Source organism: Nitrosomonas sp., assembly GCF_019752095.1.
GTDB lineage: Bacteria > Pseudomonadota > Gammaproteobacteria > Burkholderiales > Nitrosomonadaceae > Nitrosomonas.
Window position 1 is genome coordinate 90,586 of sequence record NZ_JAIEMO010000025.1, and the last position, 21,892, is coordinate 112,477.

Sequence of the window (21,892 nt, forward strand, 5' to 3'; positions counted from 1 at the left end):
ATGGCAAGCACTGAATTCTCCTGGGACAAGCCGAATACTCAAAGCGTATTGCTTGAAATAAAGGGAGATAAGTTAAAACTTAGTGACGATGTTTTAATCAGCAATATCCGTTGGTTCATAACTTTCCGCTGGATATTGGTTGCTATACTGGTTTTCTTTGAAATTCTTATGCTATCGGCATCAGATGCGTTGATGCAATTAGGCATCAGCGAACAGCAAAAATGGCCGATCGCCATCATTATCGTACTAATTGTAGCCAATATTGCATACATCTTCGCGCTAGATCATTGCAAACCAAGCAAATATAACTCGCCTTCGATTAATTTATGGATTCAGATTATTGTTGACCTGATCTGCTTGTCAGTAGTCGTGCATTATATTGGCAGTACTTCCACGCCAATTTCTTTTTTCTACGTACTGCATATTGCTCTTGCCTGTATCTTTTTTTCTACCCGTGAAAGCCTGTATGTAACAATCTTGGTCTGCTTCATGGATTCGATCGTAATCATAATTGATAACTTTCTAATCACTCAAGCACCGCTTTCCACACTAATAAACAGTCAATTTCTATCTGAAAGTGCTCGCAAAGATGGTGCTTTGATATGGATGTTTTTCCTTGATATACTTTTTTTTGTCGTTTGGTATGTTGTTTCAAGACTTTCTCTAATCGTTCGCGCACATGAGCGCCACCTTCTCGATGCATACAGGCAAATCAACCAAGCACAAGTCGAGAAAGATCAATATGCGTTATTGATCACGCATCAACTTAAATCCCCACTTGATGCTATTCGCAGCAAAATAAACTTAATCAAAGAAGGTTACTTGGGTGAAACAACACTGGAGATAAGTACTGCACTAGCGCAAATTGATCACCGGGCAAAAAATATGTCTGGCCTAATACTTGATCTACTCCGGTTGGAACGTTTGAAAGATACTTGTCTTGACACTGCAGTTTTCGAGTATGTTGAAATTCAATCCGCCTTACAAAAATGTATTGAAAAACTAACCCCGGTCGCCAGCTCTAAAAACGTTGGACTCAATTTATCCATTGAGAATTTTTTTTGCAAAGTAATCCCTGATCAATTAGAAATACTCATAGAAAATATCATCACCAATGCGATCACCTATTCGCACGAAAATACTAGCGTTGAGATCTCATCTAAAGTAGATCGCAATAATTTGCGTGCTAACATTACCATCACCGACCATGGCATTGGTATCGAAGAGAAAGATTTGCCCAATATATTCAACGAATATTTTTATTCTCCTAGAGCAGCACTTCATAACAAAGCAACTAGCGGGATTGGTTTATCCATCGTCAAGATCGCGGCAGAAAATAATCAATTAAAAATTAAGGTTACCAGTGAGCCAGGAGTAGGAACTACATTTACTGTGGCTTTCGGCACAATCGAGTTTCCAGCAACAACTGGAAGTGCCATACCAATAACTTTAATCAACACCCGCTTATCTTAGCTGGATAACTCAGTGTAATATGCAGGAAGTTGCTCCATGTTCCGAAAGAGCTTTGCAAGTTTAATTCAATTCAGAACTACCGTGCCAATAGCGCCGATTTAATTTTCTCCAGCTATTGACAGACCAATCATTATTTTCAAAACGTATCAGAATAGCACCATCTTTATCGCTACGCATCAACTGGCTACTCGAATTATGATAACGTAAGGTTACAGTTTCGCGCGGATGACTGTATCGATTAAGATAACCAACCGTGAAAATTGTCAGTGCAGGATTTACTTCTTGTACAAAAGCATCGGTTGATGAAGTATGGCTACCATGATGCGGTGCAATCAATACTGTTGCAGGAAGCTTATCACTGGATCGAGCTAGCAATGCCAACTCGTCTTTCCTTTCAATATCAGCCGGCAATAATACGCTGCCATGAGCTGATGTAATTTTTAATACACAACTTTTTGCGTTGGTACTACGTTTTGAGTTCAAATAATCCTGCTCTAATGGATGCAGCAATTCAAAATGCACTTCGTCCCATTGCCAGATCTGTCCCGCGCGGCACTGGTTCTTTAAGATTGCAGCCTGCGCTATGGGATGTCGATCGTCTAGCGATGACCACAACTGCATAACCGGTATCTCATTCAACACTGATAGTGCACCGCCACTATGATCCGAATCAGCATGCGACACGACCATAGCATCAAGTCTGCTAATTCCTTCTCCGCGTAGAAAAGGCGCAATAATGCGACTACCACTGTCAGTTCCACCGAATCCAGGACCCGTGTCAAATAATAATGCATGATGTTCAGTACGTACCACGACTGCAAGTCCTTGACCAACATCAAGCACAGTCAGCCACAAATCCCCGGTTTTTGGTTGATCCAACTTAACCAAGAACATGGGCAAAACTGCAACCATGCCCAACCAACGTGCGGGGAAACCAGAAAAAAATCCCACCCCCAAGCTTCCCGGCAACAGCATCCACAGAATCCCAATAGTAGCTACACTTATTGTCCATATTGGTGGAAAGTGCTGCTGCCATACAGCATGCGGCAAATTGCTCAGTGACTTCAGCATTACCATGATGATATTTAACACATCATGAATGAACGGTAACATAAAATCGAATACAGGTATGGTTGCTAACAATGTTAGCGGAACTACTATAAGACTTATCAGGGGAATGGCGATGGCATTAGCGATCGGAGACACTAAGGATATCTGTTGAAATAGCGCCAGTAATAAAGGAATTAAAGCCAGCGTAATAGCCCACTGAATTCGCAACCAACCACTGAGCCAATGTATTTTTCCGATCCGACCAACAGTTAATAGCATTATGACAGCAACTGCGCCAAAAGATAGCCAGAATCCAGGAGCTAGAATTGCCCATGGATCTAATAATATCACTCCAAACAACGCCCATGCCAACACTGTAGTTGCCGGTGTCTGACGCCCCATCCATAACACAATCGCCACCACCGCCAGCATATAAAATGCCCGCTGTGCCGGAATTGCAAAACCTGAAAGCACAGCATAGCTAAAAGCCACAATTAATCCAGCCATCACAGCAGCACGCCGTGCCGGCACGCGTAATGCCAGATAAGCACTACAGCGCCACAGCCAATATATCACTGCAAATACCACGCTCGAAATCATCGTGATATGCAAACCGGAAATCGCCATGAGATGATTAGTTCCAGTACGTGTAAAAACTTGCCATTGATCACGGGGAATTGCATTCTGATCACCTGTTGCCAACGTTTGCAATATTCCCACATAAGTTTGATTTGCTAAGCTTGCAGCAAAACGATGTTGAATTCCTTCGCGAATATGCGCTATCCAATATACAGGACGTTGAACCATCGGTTGCAGGCGTTGATTTTCAGGCGATACACGCACATATCCAGTTGCACGGATATTGCGCTCCAATGCCCATCTTTCAAAATCAAAACTATGCGGATTTTGATTGCCATGCGGCCGTTTCAAATGTACCGTTAGTTGCCAACGTTCACCCGCTCTGACCATAGGTAATACTACCTGATTAGTTCCCGTCTGCCGCACTTTATACCAAGACAATGCAATCCGCTTGGGCACGATCGCACCCTCAGTATTCACATGCTCGACGTCAAGCTGAAAACGCACACTTCGATCATTTTCTTGCGGTACATTAGCTATCACACCGACTATTTGTATGGCCTTGCGCTCCCAGATACGAGGCAGAGAATCGCTCAAACGCCAGTGCGCTAAAATCGCCGCCCAACAAAACCCAAACACAAGAAAAAAAATTCCAAACAAGATTCTGCTTATTACAATATGAGTTGCTGCTCGGAAAAATCCAAACAGCCCAGCTGCAATTGCCATTGACAACAACAACCAAATCCACTCTACTTCTGGCAGTATGGTTCGGTACTGCAGCCAGCCAACGCCCAAAATAAACGCTAGGATATTTAATCTCACGCAAGCATTCTTCAAATTTAGTTCATCTGCGATAACACAATTTATTTACTTTATCTGCAACTTCATTGGACATTTAATAAATTTTATATCATTGAATTAGCATGTTACAATCATTAATAATTTGTTCCATATGCATAGCAGTGGCGTTTCCTCTGAATGTAATGCAAAATCCATCCAATATTCGAAAATTAATTCTAGCTATAGGTAATCTCCAAAACTTAATAACAACAAGCATAGAGGAAAAGACGATGATATTAGATGCAGCAAATTCAAGCCACTCAATGGAATACAGATCTTCGAGCAGAAATTATCAGCTTATTATCAGTATCTCAGAGTTACTCAACAACGACTCGAAGAATCACTTAATCGTTATGTAAATTTTATGATTATGCAACACGGAACAAAGAAAATACTTATTTCTCAAAAATGATGCCTACATTAGAAAATATCAGATTGAATTAAAAACTTAACACCATAACCCCCGAAGGAGTATGAATGACAAATATTACTGCAATTCTGGGCAACGAAAGCGAATTACTTCTCAACCATGTTTGCAATACGATACCAAAAGATAATTTGCATCTGCCAGGTTCCGATTTTGTCGATCGCGTGATGTTATTGAGCAATCGCAAGCCGAATGTTTTGCGCAATCTTCAGGCACTTTATCATCACGGACGTTTATCCGGCACAGGCTATTTATCGTTATTGCCCGTAGATCAAGGGGTCGAACATTCAGCGGGTGCATCATTTGCGCCTAATCCAATGTTCTTTGATCCCAAAAATATCGTTGAGCTTGCAATTGAAGGCGGTTGCAATGGCGTTGCTTCCACCCTGGGAGTATTGGCAATTGTGTCACGCCAGTATGCACACAAAATCCCTATGATTCTAAAAATCAACCATAATGAATTACTGACTTATCCTAATAAATTTGACCAAACAATGTTTGCGAGTGTTAACCAGGCCTTCAACATGGGAGCTTGTGCTGTAGGTGCGACTGTTTTTTACGGTTCGGATGAATCGCGTCGCCAAATTCAAGAGGTTTCTGCAGCATTTGAACATGCACATGATCTGGGCATGGCCACTATACTATGGGCATACACACGTAATAGCGCATTTAAAGTTGCGGACAAAGATTACCATGTGAGCGCCGATTTAACAGGTCAAGCGAATCATTTGGCAGTCACCATTGGCGCAGACATCGTTAAACAGAAAATGGCTACCAATAATGGGGGTTATAACGCAATAAAATTCGGAAAAACTCACTCTAAAGTATATAGCGAACTAACAACAGACCATCCGATCGATCTTGTACGATTCCAAGTTGCAAATTGTTACATGGGACGGATCGGCATGATCAATTCAGGTGGCGAATCGGGTAGTGATGACTTGCATCAAGCCGTTCGAACTGCTGTAATTAATAAACGTGCCGGGGGCATGGGACTCATATCCGGACGTAAGGCATTCCAGAAACCTATCGCTGAAGGCGTCAAGTTGCTCCACGCAATCCAAGATGTATATTTATCACATGAAGTAACGATAGCTTGAGCGGTATAGTAGTTCAGACCTCTGCCTGAACTACTATAGCAACAACTAATCACTTGGCAGATGATTTTATAGCATCCAAGTTGATTCGCGCATCTTCATTTCCCTGAGCGGCTGCTTTCTCAAACCACTCGATAGCTACCTTTTCATCCCTCGCCACGCCTTCACCGGTAAAGTACATGGCACCTAAATTATTTTGTGCATCTACATGTCCTTGTTCGGCAGCTTTCTTAAATAACTCAACGGCTTGCTCCATGTCTTGAGGCACACCTTCTCCATTTGCATACATGAGCCCTAAATTGAATTGCGCATCGGCATAGCCCTGCTCTGCTGCGCGGTAAAACCATCCGGCTGCAAGCTCCGGGTCGGTATTCAACACTTGACCGGAAGCTGTCTTGGAAACAGCATCACCGGTATAATACATCACACCTAAACCATTCTGAGCAACCGGATCTCCAGCTCTCGCATCTTCCATGAGCGCCTTAAATTTTTCCTCGGCAAAATTTTCATCGTCTATACCTGCCGGCATAATTTGTTCCTTCAGCGCAGCTTTTTCTTCTTCCGTCAAGCCTTCACTCATAAACGACGGGATCTCACCCATCCTGGTGATTTCACCCATGGGGTTTGGTATTGAGCTACTTTCTGATTTATCATTTTTTGTTTCTTCACCGCAACCTTGAAGTAATAAAACTGCTATGGCAAATAATAAAACAGCAAAAACTTTCATTTATAATTTCCTTTATTTCTCAAATTAAACGATATAAATAAATGCACTATAGCAAACTCGATTAGAAGTTGTGATTGATATTTGCTAATTAGCACCAGACTTTCTTAACAATTCAACTATCTCCCGATAACGATAGTGACTAGCAAGCATCAATGCAGTCATTCCATTGCTAGCTTTAAGATCCAGATTGGCATTTGCTGCAATCAATGAATAAACTGCTCTCAAATTACCATGTTGGGCCGCAAGCATTAGCGCGGTAGCTCCATTTTCCAACTGATAATTTACTTCGGCTTTTGCATTAACCAAGTTTTCAATGGTCTGTTGATGCCCCTCTCGTGCAGCCAGCATGAGAGCTGTCATACCATCGCCTCGTTTAGCATTTACATCAGCATGGGCATCTAACAACAAAGTAATTACCTTCCTTCTATCTTTCTCAGCAGCCAAGATTAGAGCTGTGCCATCTCCTTCAGAAGCAGCATTTACATCAGCACCGGCTCTCAGTAAAATTTCAACAACCTGTTCACGACCATCCCGGGAAGCTCTCATCAAAGCCGACAAACCATCCTCAGCTCTTAAATTCACATCCACACCGGCTTGCAGGAATCGTTCAACGATAGCAGAATTTCCTTTATTAACTGCAACTAGAAAAGCCGCACTCAATTCTTGCGAATTTATCTGTTGATTATCAAGAATATTCTTAACCAAAGAAAAATTTCCTCTCTCTGCAGCAGCGATCAATTCACTATCAATATCCACTGACCAAGCATTGAAAGCTTGAGAGGCAAATAAAAACACTATTCCTGGTACAAATTCTTTGATAAAAAATCTTGGCATGAAAAATTCCCCCTGATAATTCAATGACGCTTACACAGATAATTCTAATAATTCCACTTAAATCCTAATCAACTTATCGGTTTCGTATTTATTAATCGAATGACAGAATTATACAATTTAAATAATTCTTTTACCGCTGTCTCGCCTTGAATTCTCATACCGATTACATTTCAAGACCATGTGCAGTATGCTATTCTTGCAAAGACTGTTATTAAGTACTGCTCTCAATACAAAAAGAATCTCAGTCAAGCCGCTATATCAATTGGAATGTTTTAACGTTGGCATCTTGGCAGGTTATGTGATTATAGTTAATAAGCTAAAGTTCTTACTCCAGAAAACATTCAAGAAATTAATTTTATGATCACTGATCATTATGACATCGTTATTGTGGGTGGTGGCCCGGTAGGCATGGCATTAGCTCTTGGTCTACGCGATAGTGGAGTATCGAGTCTACTTCTTGAAGCACGCGGGTTACCAGAAAAAGACGAAGACCCGCGCCCACTGGCATTATCACATGGCAGTTATCTGATATTGCAACGCCTAGAAGTATGGGATAGGTTAATAAATAATACTCCGATTCAAAAGATTCATATTTCTAATCGCGGCAGCTTTGGGCGCACTATTTTGGAATCTCAGGATGCGGGTGTTCCTGCATTAGGTTATGTAGTGAATTATCATGAACTTTTTAGTGCCATGCATGCGCAATTGACTACCTCACAATCCAATTATATTACTGGTGCTTTAGTTACCCGAATCGATACTACTGAAAGCTCAGGTAATGTATTTTTTGACCATCACGGAAAACCAAAGCAAATAACCGCTAAGCTTCTTGTCTTAGCTGATGGCGGTCAACTGATCAAGCAAATACCCGACATCAATTATCGATCATATGATTATCAACAGTGGGCTGTAGTGGCAAATATTAGAGCTAAAAAAAAACAAACAGGTATCGCTTATGAACGCTTTACTCCAGATGGGCCTGTTGCACTACTTCCAAATGATCAGGATTTTTCTCTGGTATGGACCGTAGCTCCAAATATTGTAAAAGAAATCACTGAACTGAGTGACAAGTCTTTTCTATTCCGATTGCACCAACATTTTGGCGACAGGCTCGGAAAATTTATTGGCGCGGGAAAAAGATCAGCATTTCCATTAGCACTTAAGTATGCCACATCCACCGTATCTCAAAGAATCGCGCTCATCGGCAATGCAGCACAAACTCTACATCCGGTTGCAGGACAGGGGTTTAATCTGGGTCTGAGAGATGCCTATGAATTGGCATGTGAAATCATTCACGCGAAAAATGTATCCCAAGAACTCGGCACACCCACCATGTTATCCAAATACCTTCAACGAAGACGAAAGGACAGTAACGCTGTTAGAACCTTTACGGACACTTTGGTCAAGTTATTTTCTAATGATAGTAAAATACTCAGTCAAGCTTGTGGATTCGGTTTAAGTACTTTAGATTGTGTACCGCCAATTAAACGTTTTATTGCCCGTCGCATGATATTTGGTGCAAAAGAATAATTCTCGATCTTTATTCCACGGTCAATTTGACAAAGGTTATAATAAAGCTTGCGTAGGATATACAATATTATCTCCTACGCAAGCTTTAAGCTACTTTCAAATAACAGCAATACTCAACATTAGATTTAACTACTTACTATTTATAATCTCTCCCAAAAATGTTTCCATGCAAATTGGCTCTCACATTCTAAAAAATAAATTGATTGTTGCTCCAATGGCTGGTGTTACCGATCGACCATTTAGGCAGCTATGCAAATCAATGGGGGCTGGCATGGCTGTCTCCGAAATGGTGTCGTGCAACTCACTGCTATGGGGTTCTATAAAAACGCAGCGGCGAGCGAACCATGAAGGGGAAGTTTCTCCAATTTCTGTTCAGATTGCTGGCGCTGATCCTCAGATGCTTGCGGCAGCAGCTCAGTACAATGCAGAAAATGGTGCCCAGATTATCGATATCAATATGGGATGTCCGGCAAAAAAAATATGTAATGTCATGGCCGGTTCGGCGCTATTACAAGATGAAAAATTAGTAGAAAAAATCTTAATCGCAGTAGTAAGATCCGTGAACATTCCAGTCACACTTAAAATTCGCACTGGATGGGATAAACAACATAAAAATGCCTTATCTATTGCAAATATTGCGGAAAGCTCGGGTATTCAAGCACTCGCAGTTCATGGACGGACACGGGCATGTGCATACACTGGCACCGCGGAATACGACACCATAGCAGCTGTAAAGGCAGCAGTTAAAATTCCTGTCATTGCAAATGGTGATATCACTACCCCAGAAAAAGCAAAACAAGTACTCGCTTACACTAATGCGGATGCGATTATGATAGGTCGTGCCGCACAAGGAAGACCCTGGATTTTCCGTGAAATAGATCATTTTCTTACAACAGGCCAACACCTCCAATCACCTGAAGTATCTGATATACATCAAGTTTTAACCAATCACCTTCATGATTTATATCATTTCTATGGTGAATACTCGGGTGTTCGCATCGCACGTAAACATATATCTTGGTATACCAAGGGACTCATAGGATCAGCTGGGTTTCGTCAGGCAATGAACCAATTACAAACCAGTGATCAGCAAATTTCTGAAACCAATAAATTTTTTACCCAATTAGCTAGGCAAGGCCAAAGATTAAGTTACATCAAAGAGGGGAGTAATTAGTTTATGAGCGCAGTAAAGGAGAATGAAATTGCATCATGTATACGTAATGCCATAAGTGGATATCTCAATGATCTAGATGGAGAAAAACCGGGTAATATCTATAGCATGGTGATTCAAAGTGTAGAAAAACCTTTAATAGAAGTTGCCATCCAGCATACCCATGGCAACCAAACGCAAGCGTCTGAATTACTTGGTATAAATCGCAATACACTACGTCAAAAAATGAAACAATATCGAATTAAATGACTATTAAACAAGCACTCATCAGTGTTTCTGACAAAACCGGAATTATTGATCTGGCTCAAAAATTGATCTATTGCGGTATCAAAATTATCTCGACGGGTGGTACTGCAAAATTATTAAACGAAGCTGGAATATCCGTTCTTGAAGCAAGTGATTACACTGGTTTTCCAGAAATGTTGGACGGTCGAATTAAAACGCTTCATCCTAAAATTCATGCTGGCATTCTCGCACGTAACGACTTACCAGATCATCAGAAAGCACTTGATCAAGCATCGATACTGAATATTGAACTGGTAATTGTTAATTTATATCCGTTCAAGCAAACGATCGAAAAACAAAACTCTACGCTCATCGATGCGATTGAAAATATTGACATTGGAGGTCCCACGATGATTCGGGCGGCTGCCAAAAATTATCAGAAGGTTACTGTAATCACCGATCCACTAGACTATTCTTCACTCTGCGCCGAACTAGAAGCTAATAATAAATCGATCAGTTTGGCTACTCGTTTTAAATTGGCTCAGAAAGCTTTTGCACACACGGCTTCTTATGACAGTGCTATCAGTAATTATTTAACTGCTTTGGATGAAAATTTTCTTCACAAGGATTTCCCAGACTCACTGAATCTGAATTTCAATATCGTACAGAATTTACGCTATGGAGAAAACCCGCATCAAAAAGCGGCATTCTATCGGGATTCGACCATAACCTCTGGCAGCTTAGCAAATTATCAACAGCTGCAGGGTAAGGAATTATCCTATAATAATATTGCAGATACTGACGCAGCTTGGGAGTGTGTCAAAACGTTTGACAAACCGGCCTGCGTAATCGTGAAACACGCTAATCCTTGCGGGATAGCCATTTCAGAATCGATATTAAATGCCTACCACCTAGCATTAGCAACCGATCCTGTATCTGCTTTTGGTGGCATCATCGCTTTTAACCAAATTATCGGCAAGGACACTGCAGAAGCAATCCTTAAACAATTTGTTGAAGTAATTATTGCACCGCAAATTTCTCCTGAAGCGCAGCAACTCTTGTCGCAAAAAAATAATATCCGGGTGTTGGTTGTACCGTTGCAAATGGAAAACTCTATCTATGACTTGAAAAGAGTTAATGGCGGACTACTTGTTCAAACACCGGATACTTCCAATATTACAGTGTCCGATCTGGCTATAGTCACCAAAGTAAAACCCACCCCACAGCAATTAGATGATTTATTGTTTGCATGGCGAGCGGCAAAGTTTGTTAAATCTAATGCTATTGTATTTTGTCGTAATGGCCAAACAATCGGCATTGGCGCCGGTCAAATGAGCCGAATTGACAGTGCACGGATCGCATCCATAAAAGCCCAGCAGGCAGGTTATGCACTAACAGACTCTGTTGTCGCATCGGATGCATTCTTCCCTTTTCGCGATGGTTTAGACGTTGTTGTACAAGCAGGAGCAACAGCGATAATTCAACCTGGCGGCAGTATTCGTGACGACGAAGTTATTGCTGCTGCGGACGAGCAAGGAATCTCGATGATATTCACGAACATTCGTCATTTTCGACATTAAACAACCTCTATATCATGAAGCTATTAGTTATTGGTGGAGGGGGTAGAGAACACGCGCTAGCGTGGAAATTAAGTCTCTCACCGCGCGTACATAAAGTGTTTGTAGCACCTGGTAATGCAGGCACAGCACTTGAACACGGTTTAGAGAATGTTCCAATTACATCAATCCCTGATCTAATCGAATTTGCACGGAAAGAACATATTGCAATTACGGTTGTCGGGCCAGAAATACCACTTGCTGCAGGTATTGTTGATGCGTTTCAGGCCAGCGACTTAAAAATCTTTGGGCCAAACCAACAAGCAGCCCAGCTTGAGACTTCAAAGATTTTTGCCAAGAGATTCATGCAGCGACACCAAATTCCCACCGCATCTTATGAGAGTTTTACTGACCCTGAACTGGCACATCAACATATAGACCAACAGCATGCCCCTTTAGTAATTAAAGCGGATGGACTCGCCGCAGGAAAAGGAGTCATTGTCGCGCAAACCCACGATGAAGCTCACTCGGCTGTTAATGCGATACTAGTTGAGAAAAATCTTGGCGCTGCAGGCTGCGAAATTATTATTGAAGAATTTCTTCAAGGTATAGAAGTCAGCTTTATCGTCATGACTGATAGCCTCCATATTCTCCCATTAGCGACCAGCCAAGATCATAAACGCCTTTACGATGGAGAATTGGGCCCTAATACTGGTGGAATGGGTGCATACTCGCCTGCTCCTTTTATTTCGCCCAATCTACATGGACAAATCATGCGCAATATCATTGATCCCGTCATTAGCGGATTAAAACAAGAAGGCATCTACTATACCGGATTTCTTTATGCCGGTTTAATGATTACAGCGGATGGCCATGCAAACGTACTGGAATTTAACTGCCGCCTAGGAGATCCAGAAACGCAACCTATTATGCTACGCTTAAAAAGCGATCTCTTGACACTCATTGAGCATGCCATCAATGAAACGCTCAATAAAGTTGATGTCGAATGGGACAATCGTGCTGCACTTGGAGTTGTAATGGCTTCGCATGGTTATCCGGAAAATCCGAGAAAAAACGATGTAATTCATGGCCTGTATGAACTCATCAAAGAACAAGAAAATAATGATAATTTTCATATTTTTCATGCCGGAACGATCATGGGCGGAAAAGATGAAAAGGAAATTATGACTGCGAGTGGGCGAGTTTTATGCGTAACAGCACTTGGAGAAAACGTAAAATTAGCGCAGCAGAATACTTATAAGCTCATTAAAAGAATTTACTTTGATGGTTATCAGATTCGTCACGATATCGGCTATCAAAGCATAAATTATCAGAAAAAAAGCTAAACAAAGCACAATTGATTGTTTTCAAATATAATTGAATAAGGACAGCCCAGAAATTTTAACATAGGATTGCTGTGCAGCCTGAAGGTATAGCTGCTGTCTTTGGAAATTAGAAATCACTTCCGACAAATCAGCGTCTTGTAAATTAGAAAGTAATTTCTCAAATTGAATGTTTTGATCATCACCAACACTTTCTAAGCTATCGATTTCATTCATCCGAGCCCCAATGGCAGACTGTTTTGTAAGCACATGTTCTAGACTATTGTTAATGTTTTGTAGCGCTGTATCTAAACTATTTGACAACCGCGCACCTCCAGGTTGACCGCTGGAAGGTGTTTCGAGCGCCGTAATTAAGTCGCTCATGGTTTTAAAAATACTTTGATTGCCGCTTGGAGAAACCGTAAATTTATCTCCATTTTCTGGATCTCCTTTGATACTTAACTGTATTCCATCAAAACTAATCGCACTGTCACTTGTATAAGGATTGCCTGATGAAACCGCCAATCCAGTAGTTATATTTACGATGTTATAAGTTGTCACGCCAGCAGCAACTGTGAAATCAATCTCATAATTCGCACCTGTAAGACTAGCTGGTATAATTACTGATCCTTTATCAATGATGCCAGTACCATTATTTAGTGAGTCAGCTGCCGTTGAAAAAACACCATTTCCGTTCTTTATACGTTCAAAAACATCAGTACCCGAATCGTTGACAGCAAGTTGACGCGTCGGCCCAACTTGATTCATTCTCTGTCCTTGGTCCCCTGCATACTGCACATTAAGCCCCGTTTTCACAAAAGGTTTTGTATTGGCCTGATATCCTGAAAACAAGAATTGTCCATTCTCGTCCGTGGTATTGGCTAAGCCAACTAATGAGTCAAACTTACCACGCAATTCAGTAGCAAGAATTTTTTTATCCGCATCGTTTAGTGATGGATTTCCAGCGTAAACTGTTGAGCTGTGCACGCTTTGAAGAATCGAGGTCAATTCCTTTAATACATTCTCTTCTAGCCCCAATGAGGAGCTTGCACTGGCACGATTAACTGAGAATTGCTTATTCAATGATGCTGCTTGAGCGATATTCAATGCTTGTGCTGCAGCAATTGGATCATCCGAAGGTGTTAGGATTCGCTTACCAGTAGATAGCTGCTGTTGAGTCTTAACTAAAGTGCTCTGGTTCTGAAGCATCAAATTTGTTCCGGTTTCATAAATTGTATTTGTACTAACGCGCATGATATTGTCTCCAGGTTAGAAATACATCTAACGAATGCGAAGAATTGAATCAAATAATGTATTGCTCATTTCAATGATCTTACTTGCAGCTTGATAAGCCTGCTGGAAGCGCATTAAATTAGCAGCTTCTTCATCGAGATTAACACCTGATGTAGACTGTATAGTATTTTCAATTTGTGCAAGAAAATTAGCTTGCGACTTACTGGTCACTTCTAACTCCCGCGTCTTATTACCAATTTGACTAACCAGCTGTCCGTATGCAGATTGATATGACGCCGTCCCATTTCCTACGGTATTTTTAGTTTGCAAAGCACCCAGCAACAATGCATTACGATTATCAGCAGATCCGTTAAGGTTAGGCGCTATTGTAAAGATGTCTCCTGCAGCGGGACTCCCACTAATTTGGAAAGTATAACCATTGAAACTAATATCAGCTCCTTCGGCATATGCTTGATTAGTAGCCGGCAACCCAGTGCCAGTCCCAGTCACATCATATTGACCATCGTATGGTGTATGAAATGTTATAGTTAGCGGTTGCTGTAGATCAGGATCTAGGGGCAATGGATTTACAGTTCCGGCACTGATTTTGCCAGTGCCAGTATTCGTTATTGCTGCATTAGTACGATTAGGTCCCGCCGCAGCAATTTTGGATGTGTCATTAATATTTACTGCGATATCCTTCGCACCATTTACAGTAGGCTGTATCCGAAATCTTTCGTTAGTAAGAATAGTCGCACCCGTAACTGAAATACCATCAAGCATTAATGGAGCACCCCCTGACGGAGCAACTAAAGTGCTTATCGAAGTATTATCCGATAATCTTGTCAATGTATAGTTAGTACCATCATACGAAAACTGATAGTCGCTCGTTGTTAAGGCACCATAATCACTTATACTTGCAGTAATACTAGAAGTCGGATTATTGGTTAAGGCCGATGTTACTTTGGGTGAAGGCACAGTGAAGAAATTCACTCCCATATCTCCATTCAGATCCACACCCAATTGATGTTGCGCATTAAAACTATGCGCTAACGTAATGGCCACTCTTCCTAATGCATTTTGTGCGCTATCCAGCGTATCACTTCGAAAAAGCAAAAGCCCTCCTAAAGCTCCGCCTGTGATCTGACTCTCAGGAATTTGAATAGTACTATTTCTAGAAACGAGACCTAAGGTTAAATCTCTTGGATTATCAGATGATTGAATCGCTTGTAACGTTAACGTTTTACTTCCCACGACTAATGCCTGGCCATTACCAACGAAAACATTTATAGCGCCACCACTCTCCCGAACGGTATCCGTATTGACTAGTTTACTTAATCGATTTATGAGTTCATCGCGCTGATCCAGCATATCATTAGCGGGTTGCCCGCCGGCCGCACCTTCCGCCAACGTGATCTGTTGATTTATATCGGCCAATTGGCTTGCTAGTGAATTTACCTCAACAACAATACTGGTAACTTGAGCGTTAATACCTTCTCTAATTTGTGACATACGCTGATCCATGTCTTTGAAACGCGCCGCAAGTGCTTCACCATTACTTATCATAGCCTGGCGTGATGGAACTACCGATGGATTTGATGCCACATCTTGTAGCGCACTAAAAAAATTTTGAAGTGCCGGGGAAAGTCCGGAGGCAGTGTCTCCCAACATATCGTCTAATTGTTTTATTTGTGCATAATGACTATCGAGCGACTGGCTTTGTGTTTGAATCTGTAACGATTGGTTAGCAAGAAATTGATTGTATACTCGTTGAACTGTGGTCGAATGAACTCCGCGCCCAACAAATCCGGATCCCGATGATTGTGGCATATTGGTATTAAGCATAACCTGTTGGCGATTATACCCAGGGGTAGCCACATTACTAATATTATGGCTGGTTGTTAATAACTGGTTTTGCGCAGCTAATAAACCAGAAATCCCAATGTCAAGAATACCATTTCCCATCGCTTATATCCGACCTTTAATTTTTAAAAATTTCTAATAGTTATATCGGTAAGTTAATAAAAGAATTGAAAAAATTTTCTTCATCAAATGAACTCACGATTCTGTAATGCTTCACTATTATTTATTTGAATCAACTTCTCGGCATATTTTGGATCGGTAGCATAACCGGCTCGCTGCAGACCCGTTGCAAACGCCGAGAAATCAGAAGATTCCAAGACTTTTGCATATCGTGGATTATCCAATAACAATCTAGCATAATCATTAAATCCTTCCGCATAGGAGCTATAAGCACGAAATTTATCGACTATCTTTTGCGGTGTACCATTAATATATTCAGTAGTTACCTTCTCCACAGTGTCACCTTTCCAGCTTGCACCGGCTTTAATACCAAACAGATTGTAACTTGGACTATTATCAGCACGACGAATCTCATGTTTACCCCATCCACTCTCCAGCGCCGCTTGAGCCAGCATAAAATGAGGAGGAATACCCGTCGATTGTGAGGCAATCTTTGCATGTGGCAAAAGCGTATTGATAAAATCCATTGATCGATTAAATGAGTTCTTCAGTTGTGATTCGACTTGGACAGGTGCAACAAAAGGCTCATCCGACGAATTCATTTTTTCTACTGGGATCATCGTTTGCTTTGAATTATATGCACTAGGCCACAATTGTTCTGATCTATCATTGGGATGCCCATTTTTTATCACTGATGGTTGATTAATTGCATTGATAGAAGACAAAATGGCATCGGCCTGGCTTATCGAAGTCTGTGGTTCAATCGAACCATCAGCTCTACTTAATTGTTTTACTAATATGTTAGCAATGCCAATCCCTTTGGTTGACAGGTGCTGGGCAAGCTGCTGGTCATACATTTGCGTAAAGAACTGTGTTTGTTGACTATCAAACATTCCATCCTTAGGAGTTGCTTCCCGCATGCTTTTAAGTAACATGTTCATAAACAACGCTTCGAATTGCTGTGCTGCCTTTTGCAAAGCCTGCTCCGGATTGCGCTTAGCCATCAAGTGCAAATCATCAATGCTTTTGGCATCAATCGCAAGCTTGCTCGAAATATCCGGTGATATCATCATGGGTATACTCTCGGGATTAAATGATTTCCAAGTCTGCGCGCAGCGAACCTGCCGCTTTTAGTGCTTGCAAAATTGACAATAAATCTTGTGTTGTTGCGCCAATTGCTGTTAAAGCTTTAACAACTTCACCAAGGTCAGCACCATTTGGCAACAGCATTAAATTTCCTTCGTCGGTACGTATTTCGACTTGAGATCGTTGTGTGACAACAGTCTCACCACGTTGTGCGAATGGGCCTGGTTGACTAATGACAGGTTCAGTATTGATAATGATCGATAAATTGCCATGCGCGATCGCACTTGTCTCAAGCGTGACTGATTGATTCATTACAATGGATCCGGTGCGGGAATTGACAATAACTTTTGCTGTTGCTTTAGCCGGAACGACATCCATGCTTTCAATCTGAGAAATAAACATAATTCTCTGACTGGTATCTATAGGCGCTTTTACTTGCACAACACGTCCATCAACCGCAACAGCAGAAGATGGATAAAGTGAATTGATGGCATCCACAATTCGATTCACCGTTGTAAAGTCGGTTGAATTTAACTCAAGATTAATATAATCCCCCTGCCCGACTACTGTTGGAATTTCACGCTCAACTATACCTCCCCCACTGATTCTCCCAACGCTAAGATGATTAACCTGCACACTACTTCCTCCAGCCGCCGCTCCAATACCGCCCACCAGAATACTTCCTTGCGCCATCGCATAAACTTGATTATCTGCCCCTTTTAGCGGAGTCATTAACAATGTTCCTCCACGCAAGCTTTTTGCATTACCCATGGATGACACCGTAACATCAATATGTTGCCCGGTTTTAGTAAATGCAGGTAATGTTGCTGTTACCATCACAGCGGCAACATTTCGTAACTGCAAATTGGTGCCGGGCGGCAAATTAACACCTAATTGACCCAACATACTAATAATGCTTTGTACCGTAAATGGCGTCTGAGTAGTCATATCACCACTGCCATCTAAGCCGACAACTAACCCATAACCTATCAATTGATTATTACGCACCCCCTGAATCGATGCCAAATCCTTAATTCGATCTGCCAGACTTATGCCCGGTAACAACAAACATATCATCAGTAGGCTATGAATAATTAGGTGCGGAATTTTCATAATGGCATTTGTTTTATTTAGGAAATCAGATAAATGTATTAAAACTATCAAAAAGGTGTCGCATTTAGAAAAAAGCGTGATAGCCATCCCATTGTCTGTGCTTCATCAATATAACCGTTGGCGCGATATTCAACGCGTGCATCGGCTATCTGTGTTGATGATATGGTGTTTGCCATAACATGTATTGGATTGATCACTCCCGAAAGCCTTATAAACTCTTGTCCTTGGTTTATTCCAATTTGTTTCTCTCCGCTGACAACTAGGTTTCCATTTGGTAGTGCCTCAATCACTGTTACCGTAATCGTTCCTATAAAATTATTCTTACTAGAGCTTTCTCCGCTGCCATCAAAACTATTATTGGATTTAGCTTCAACAGTGGCATGCTTTTTCAACAAACTTAGGGGTATCCCCAGAAGGCTTGGAATCGAGAAATCAATACTTCCAGAACGGCCCACATTACTTCCTGAGCTCTTACTTGCATTTGTTCGCTCATTCAAGGTAACAATGATCGTGTCGCCAACACTTCTTGCACGTCGATCCTCAAACAATGGTGTATAGCGCACTCCATTCGTCGTGCTATTAAGCGCTTGCAAAATGGAGCCATTAGGCTGAATGACCGCCAAGCTTTGATGAGCTGGACGCAAAGAATTAGGTTGATGGGTAACTGTCGCTGGAATGGTTGTGCAACCCGATACAAGCATGAAGAGTATCAATACATACAAAGAGCTATATTTATTGTCTATCAACAGTTGGCAATTAACCATTCTATTGCTCCCGGTAATTAACCAATTATAGTTGCGCCAGTTTTTGCAGCATTTGATCAGATGTCTCAATAGCCTTGGAATTCATTTCATAGGCGCGCTGGGTTTGAATCATATTAACCAGCTCCTCCACTACACTTACATTTGAAGTTTCAACAAACCCCTGATCCAGAATTCCCAGACCATTGGTGCCAGGCGCATTCTGATTGGGTGTTCCGCTGGATGCAGTTTCCATGTACAGATTCTCACCCATTTTCTGTAATCCAGACGGGTTAATAAAGCTTGCCAATTGGATATTGCCAAGTTGTATTGGTACCTGAGATCCTGGTACCGTTGCAGATACCGTACCATCCCGTCCTACAGTAACAGTCTGTGTATTCGGTGGAACAACAATTGCCGGCTGCACCATATATCCACTGGACGTTACAACTTGACCATTGAGGTCTAATTGAAATGCTCCATCACGTGTATAAGCTGTTGTTCCGTCAGGCATTAGGACCTGAAAGAAACCCAATCCACGGATTGCCACATCGCGTGGATTATCAGTTGGTTGTATTATTCCCTGAGTGAATATGCTCTCAGTTGCAACTGGTTTAACGCCTGTGCCAAGCTGTAAGCCGGAAGGTAATTGAGTTTGTTGCGAGGACTGAGCACCTGGCTGTCGCAATGTTTGATACATCAAATCTTCAAATACTGCTCGAGACCGCTTAAAGCCATTGGTATTGACATTCGCCAAATTATTAGCAATAACATCTAACTTGGTTTGCTGTGCTTCTAAACCCGTTTTGGAAATCCATAATGAACGTATCATTTGATCAATCCCTATATTTAATTGTTGCTAAGCTCTAACCAGCATAATCTGACTTGCCTGTTGCGCATTGCGCTCCGCGTTTTCCAGCATCTTCATTTGCATATCGAACTGACGAGCCAGAGCGATCATACTGACCATTTCATGCACAACATTCACGTTACTTCCTTCTAGGGTTCCATCAATCAATCGAACTCTGGCATCAACGATCGCCTCTTTGCCATCTTTTTGACGAAACAAGCCATCGGCACCTTTTACAAGATTTCCCTCCGGGGGATTAACCAATTTAATTCGCCCAACTATAGCCACCGTATTTGGCAGCGCATTAAGCGGAACTGTCGATACAGTTCCATCTACACCGATAGTAATGCGTGTTTCCGGCGGAACAGAAATAACCCCCACATCACCTTTAACCTTCAATCCATTCTGGGTTGACAGCAAGCCATTGGCACCAACTTGCAAGCTGCCATTCCGGGTATACGCCTCTTCACCATTATCAAGTTGTACGGCAATCCAGCCAGGACCCCGAATAGCAACATCAAGATCTCGTCCAGTCGTCTCTAATGGGCCCGTAGTGAAATCGGAGCCTGTCGTTGAATCCACCACAAAAGCGCGTGTTGGCAATCCATCCCCAAATAATGGAACAGCACGAAATGCATTGGCCTCAGCCCGGTAACCCGTTGTCGATGCATTAGCGAGATTGTGTGCAACGGTCGCTTGTTGATTCAACGTATGGTTTGCACCAGTCATCGATGTATAAATCAGTCGGTCCATGAATGCTTACTCAGCTCGGGTAAAAAAGTTAAAGATTAACCAATGTTTGCAAAACAGCATCCTGAGTCTCAATGGTCTTGGCATTCGCTTGATACATCCGCTGCGCGGTAATCATTTTTACCAATTCAGAGGTTAAATCCACATTGGCAGCTTCAACTGAAGAAGCTTGGAGCACACCTAATGTTCCCGAGTTTGGCGGCCCAACCAGGGATTGGCCTGAACTGGGAGTTTCTATCCAACGACCGTCCCCAATAGGATTTAAACCCTGTGGGTTAACAAAATTAGCCAAAACAATTTGTCCCAATGGTCTGTTCTGTCCATTGCTATAATTTCCTTGAATCACGCCATCGGCAGCTGTTGTAAAACCAGCTAATCGACCTGATCCATATCCATCACCCTGTTGTAAATTAACGCCGAATTTAGATCCAAATTGTGTCGCTGTGGTTAGATCCAAAGCAAAAACCAAAGGGGAACCTGCTCCCAGTGTCGGATCAATAGTCGACAAATCAACCGACACGTTAAAAGGTGCAGCAGGCGCAGTCAAAGCTCCATTACTATCAAACGTCAATGTTACTGAAGCAGCGCCGTCTAGAGTAACTCCAATAGGAACCCCCGAGATTGCATCAACTGCACCATCTACGCTCGCATACATATTCCATGTATTGGCGGTAGTGCCTGATTTTTGAAAATAATAGGAAAACAAATGCTCACTACCCAGGCTATCGAAAAACGATCCAGATCTTGTCTCATTAAAGCTCCCGAGATTATTCGCATCAAAAGTAGCCACTACAGGTGCTGTTGCATCTGATGGCAAATTGAAACCCAAATTGAAAGTTGATGTAATTTTTGGAGGAATATCAGAGGTAATAAATTTCAGATTAGTTGGTTGACTGGAGTTTATGTTTCCATCTATATCTGCCGCATATCCGGTTACATTCGTCCCACTAGCATCCGTTAGAAACCCATTTCCATCAAGTCGAAATTGACCGTTCCGAGTATAACTAATTGCTCCGCTATCACTCATGCGGAAAAAACCTTGTCCATTTATCGCTATATCTAGCGGATTATTGGTTGCCGCAATATCTCCCTGGTTAAATGATTGTGCAACTGTGGCTACTCGTGCGCCGATACCTATCTGCGTACGGGAAGAGCCTGCTCCATCCAACGAGTTTGCAAATATATCGGTGAATTGAGCTTGAGCTTGTTTATACCCAACAGTATTCGCATTGGCAATGTTGTTACCAACAACATCAAGATTTGTCGATGCCACACTTAAACCACTTAAACCTTGTTGAAAACTCAT

18 protein-coding genes are annotated in these 21,892 nt (G+C 41.8%); 7 read left to right on the forward strand and 11 right to left on the reverse strand.

All coding sequences use genetic code 11. The features are described from left to right. A complete protein-coding gene (locus K2Q13_RS08185) occupies positions 1–1,473 on the forward strand; it encodes a HAMP domain-containing sensor histidine kinase (protein ID WP_292920575.1) in 1,473 nt (490 codons plus the stop codon). A 60-nt stretch (positions 1,474–1,533) separates the two neighbouring features. Here K2Q13_RS08185 and K2Q13_RS08190 read toward each other — a convergent pair whose 3' ends face one another. Next, positions 1,534–3,924 carry a DNA internalization-related competence protein ComEC/Rec2 gene (locus tag K2Q13_RS08190; protein WP_292920576.1) on the reverse strand — a complete coding sequence of 797 codons (2,391 nt, stop codon included), beginning with the start codon at positions 3,922–3,924 and terminating at the stop codon, positions 1,534–1,536. 495 nt (positions 3,925–4,419) lie between these two features. Between K2Q13_RS08190 and K2Q13_RS08195 the strand changes: the two genes are divergently transcribed. Then, the gene (locus tag K2Q13_RS08195; RefSeq protein WP_292920577.1) at positions 4,420–5,469 is read left to right on the forward strand and encodes a class I fructose-bisphosphate aldolase; all 1,050 of its coding nucleotides are present in this window, start codon (positions 4,420–4,422) and stop codon (positions 5,467–5,469) included. A gap of 49 nt (positions 5,470–5,518) precedes the next feature. Here the strand turns inward: K2Q13_RS08195 and K2Q13_RS08200 are convergent, their stop codons facing one another. Together K2Q13_RS08200 and K2Q13_RS08205 are read right to left on the reverse strand one after the other, a co-directional pair. Further along, positions 5,519–6,193, reverse strand: a complete 675-nt coding sequence (locus K2Q13_RS08200; RefSeq protein ID WP_292920578.1) for a tetratricopeptide repeat protein — start codon at positions 6,191–6,193, stop codon at positions 5,519–5,521. A gap of 84 nt (positions 6,194–6,277) precedes the next feature. Continuing rightward, the gene (locus tag K2Q13_RS08205) at positions 6,278–7,027 is read right to left on the reverse strand and encodes an ankyrin repeat domain-containing protein (RefSeq protein ID WP_292920579.1); all 750 of its coding nucleotides are present in this window, start codon (positions 7,025–7,027) and stop codon (positions 6,278–6,280) included. Positions 7,028–7,384: 357 nt separating this feature from the next. Here K2Q13_RS08205 and K2Q13_RS08210 point away from each other — a divergent pair, with 357 nt between their 5' ends. From K2Q13_RS08210 to purD, 5 genes are all read left to right on the forward strand, one after another. Beyond that, a complete protein-coding gene (locus K2Q13_RS08210) occupies positions 7,385–8,557 on the forward strand; it encodes an FAD-dependent monooxygenase (protein ID WP_292920580.1) in 1,173 nt (390 codons plus the stop codon). 166 nt (positions 8,558–8,723) lie between these two features. After that, positions 8,724–9,731, forward strand: coding sequence for a tRNA dihydrouridine synthase DusB (dusB, locus tag K2Q13_RS08215; protein WP_292920622.1), 1,008 nt, complete (start codon positions 8,724–8,726; stop codon positions 9,729–9,731). Between the two features lie 3 nt (positions 9,732–9,734). Further along, a complete protein-coding gene (locus K2Q13_RS08220; protein WP_292920581.1) occupies positions 9,735–9,977 on the forward strand; it encodes a helix-turn-helix domain-containing protein in 243 nt (80 codons plus the stop codon). Next, positions 9,974–11,533, forward strand: coding sequence for a bifunctional phosphoribosylaminoimidazolecarboxamide formyltransferase/IMP cyclohydrolase (gene purH, locus K2Q13_RS08225; RefSeq protein ID WP_292920582.1), 1,560 nt, complete (start codon positions 9,974–9,976; stop codon positions 11,531–11,533). Before K2Q13_RS08220 ends, purH begins: the two co-directional genes overlap by 4 nt. Before the next feature lie 14 nt (positions 11,534–11,547). After that, the gene (purD, locus tag K2Q13_RS08230) at positions 11,548–12,855 is read left to right on the forward strand and encodes a phosphoribosylamine--glycine ligase (protein WP_292920583.1); all 1,308 of its coding nucleotides are present in this window, start codon (positions 11,548–11,550) and stop codon (positions 12,853–12,855) included. 21 nt (positions 12,856–12,876) lie between these two features. On the opposite strand, the gene flgL is transcribed toward purD, so the two are convergent. From flgL to flgE, 8 genes are all read right to left on the reverse strand, one after another. Continuing rightward, positions 12,877–14,085 (reverse strand): flagellar hook-associated protein FlgL, encoded by a 1,209-nt coding sequence (gene flgL, locus K2Q13_RS08235; protein ID WP_292920584.1) that lies wholly within the window; start codon positions 14,083–14,085, stop codon positions 12,877–12,879. 27 nt (positions 14,086–14,112) lie between these two features. Continuing rightward, entirely contained in the window at positions 14,113–16,029 is a 1,917-nt protein-coding gene (flgK, locus tag K2Q13_RS08240; protein ID WP_292920585.1) for a flagellar hook-associated protein FlgK, read from the reverse strand. 83 nt (positions 16,030–16,112) lie between these two features. Continuing rightward, complete coding sequence (gene flgJ / locus K2Q13_RS08245) at positions 16,113–17,120, reverse strand: flagellar assembly peptidoglycan hydrolase FlgJ (RefSeq protein ID WP_292920586.1); 1,008 nt, start codon at positions 17,118–17,120, stop codon at positions 16,113–16,115. Between the two features lie 16 nt (positions 17,121–17,136). Next, a complete protein-coding gene (locus tag K2Q13_RS08250) occupies positions 17,137–18,246 on the reverse strand; it encodes a flagellar basal body P-ring protein FlgI (RefSeq protein ID WP_292920587.1) in 1,110 nt (369 codons plus the stop codon). Between the two features lie 47 nt (positions 18,247–18,293). Further along, positions 18,294–19,010: a flagellar basal body L-ring protein FlgH gene (locus tag K2Q13_RS08255; protein WP_292920588.1), complete on the reverse strand. Its 717-nt coding sequence runs from the start codon at positions 19,008–19,010 to the stop codon at positions 18,294–18,296. Between the two features lie 25 nt (positions 19,011–19,035). Then, the gene (gene flgG, locus K2Q13_RS08260) at positions 19,036–19,818 is read right to left on the reverse strand and encodes a flagellar basal-body rod protein FlgG (RefSeq protein WP_292920589.1); all 783 of its coding nucleotides are present in this window, start codon (positions 19,816–19,818) and stop codon (positions 19,036–19,038) included. 27 nt (positions 19,819–19,845) lie between these two features. Continuing rightward, positions 19,846–20,589: a flagellar basal-body rod protein FlgF gene (flgF, locus tag K2Q13_RS08265; protein ID WP_292920590.1), complete on the reverse strand. Its 744-nt coding sequence runs from the start codon at positions 20,587–20,589 to the stop codon at positions 19,846–19,848. 28 nt (positions 20,590–20,617) lie between these two features. Beyond that, entirely contained in the window at positions 20,618–21,892 is a 1,275-nt protein-coding gene (gene flgE / locus K2Q13_RS08270; protein WP_292920591.1) for a flagellar hook protein FlgE, read from the reverse strand.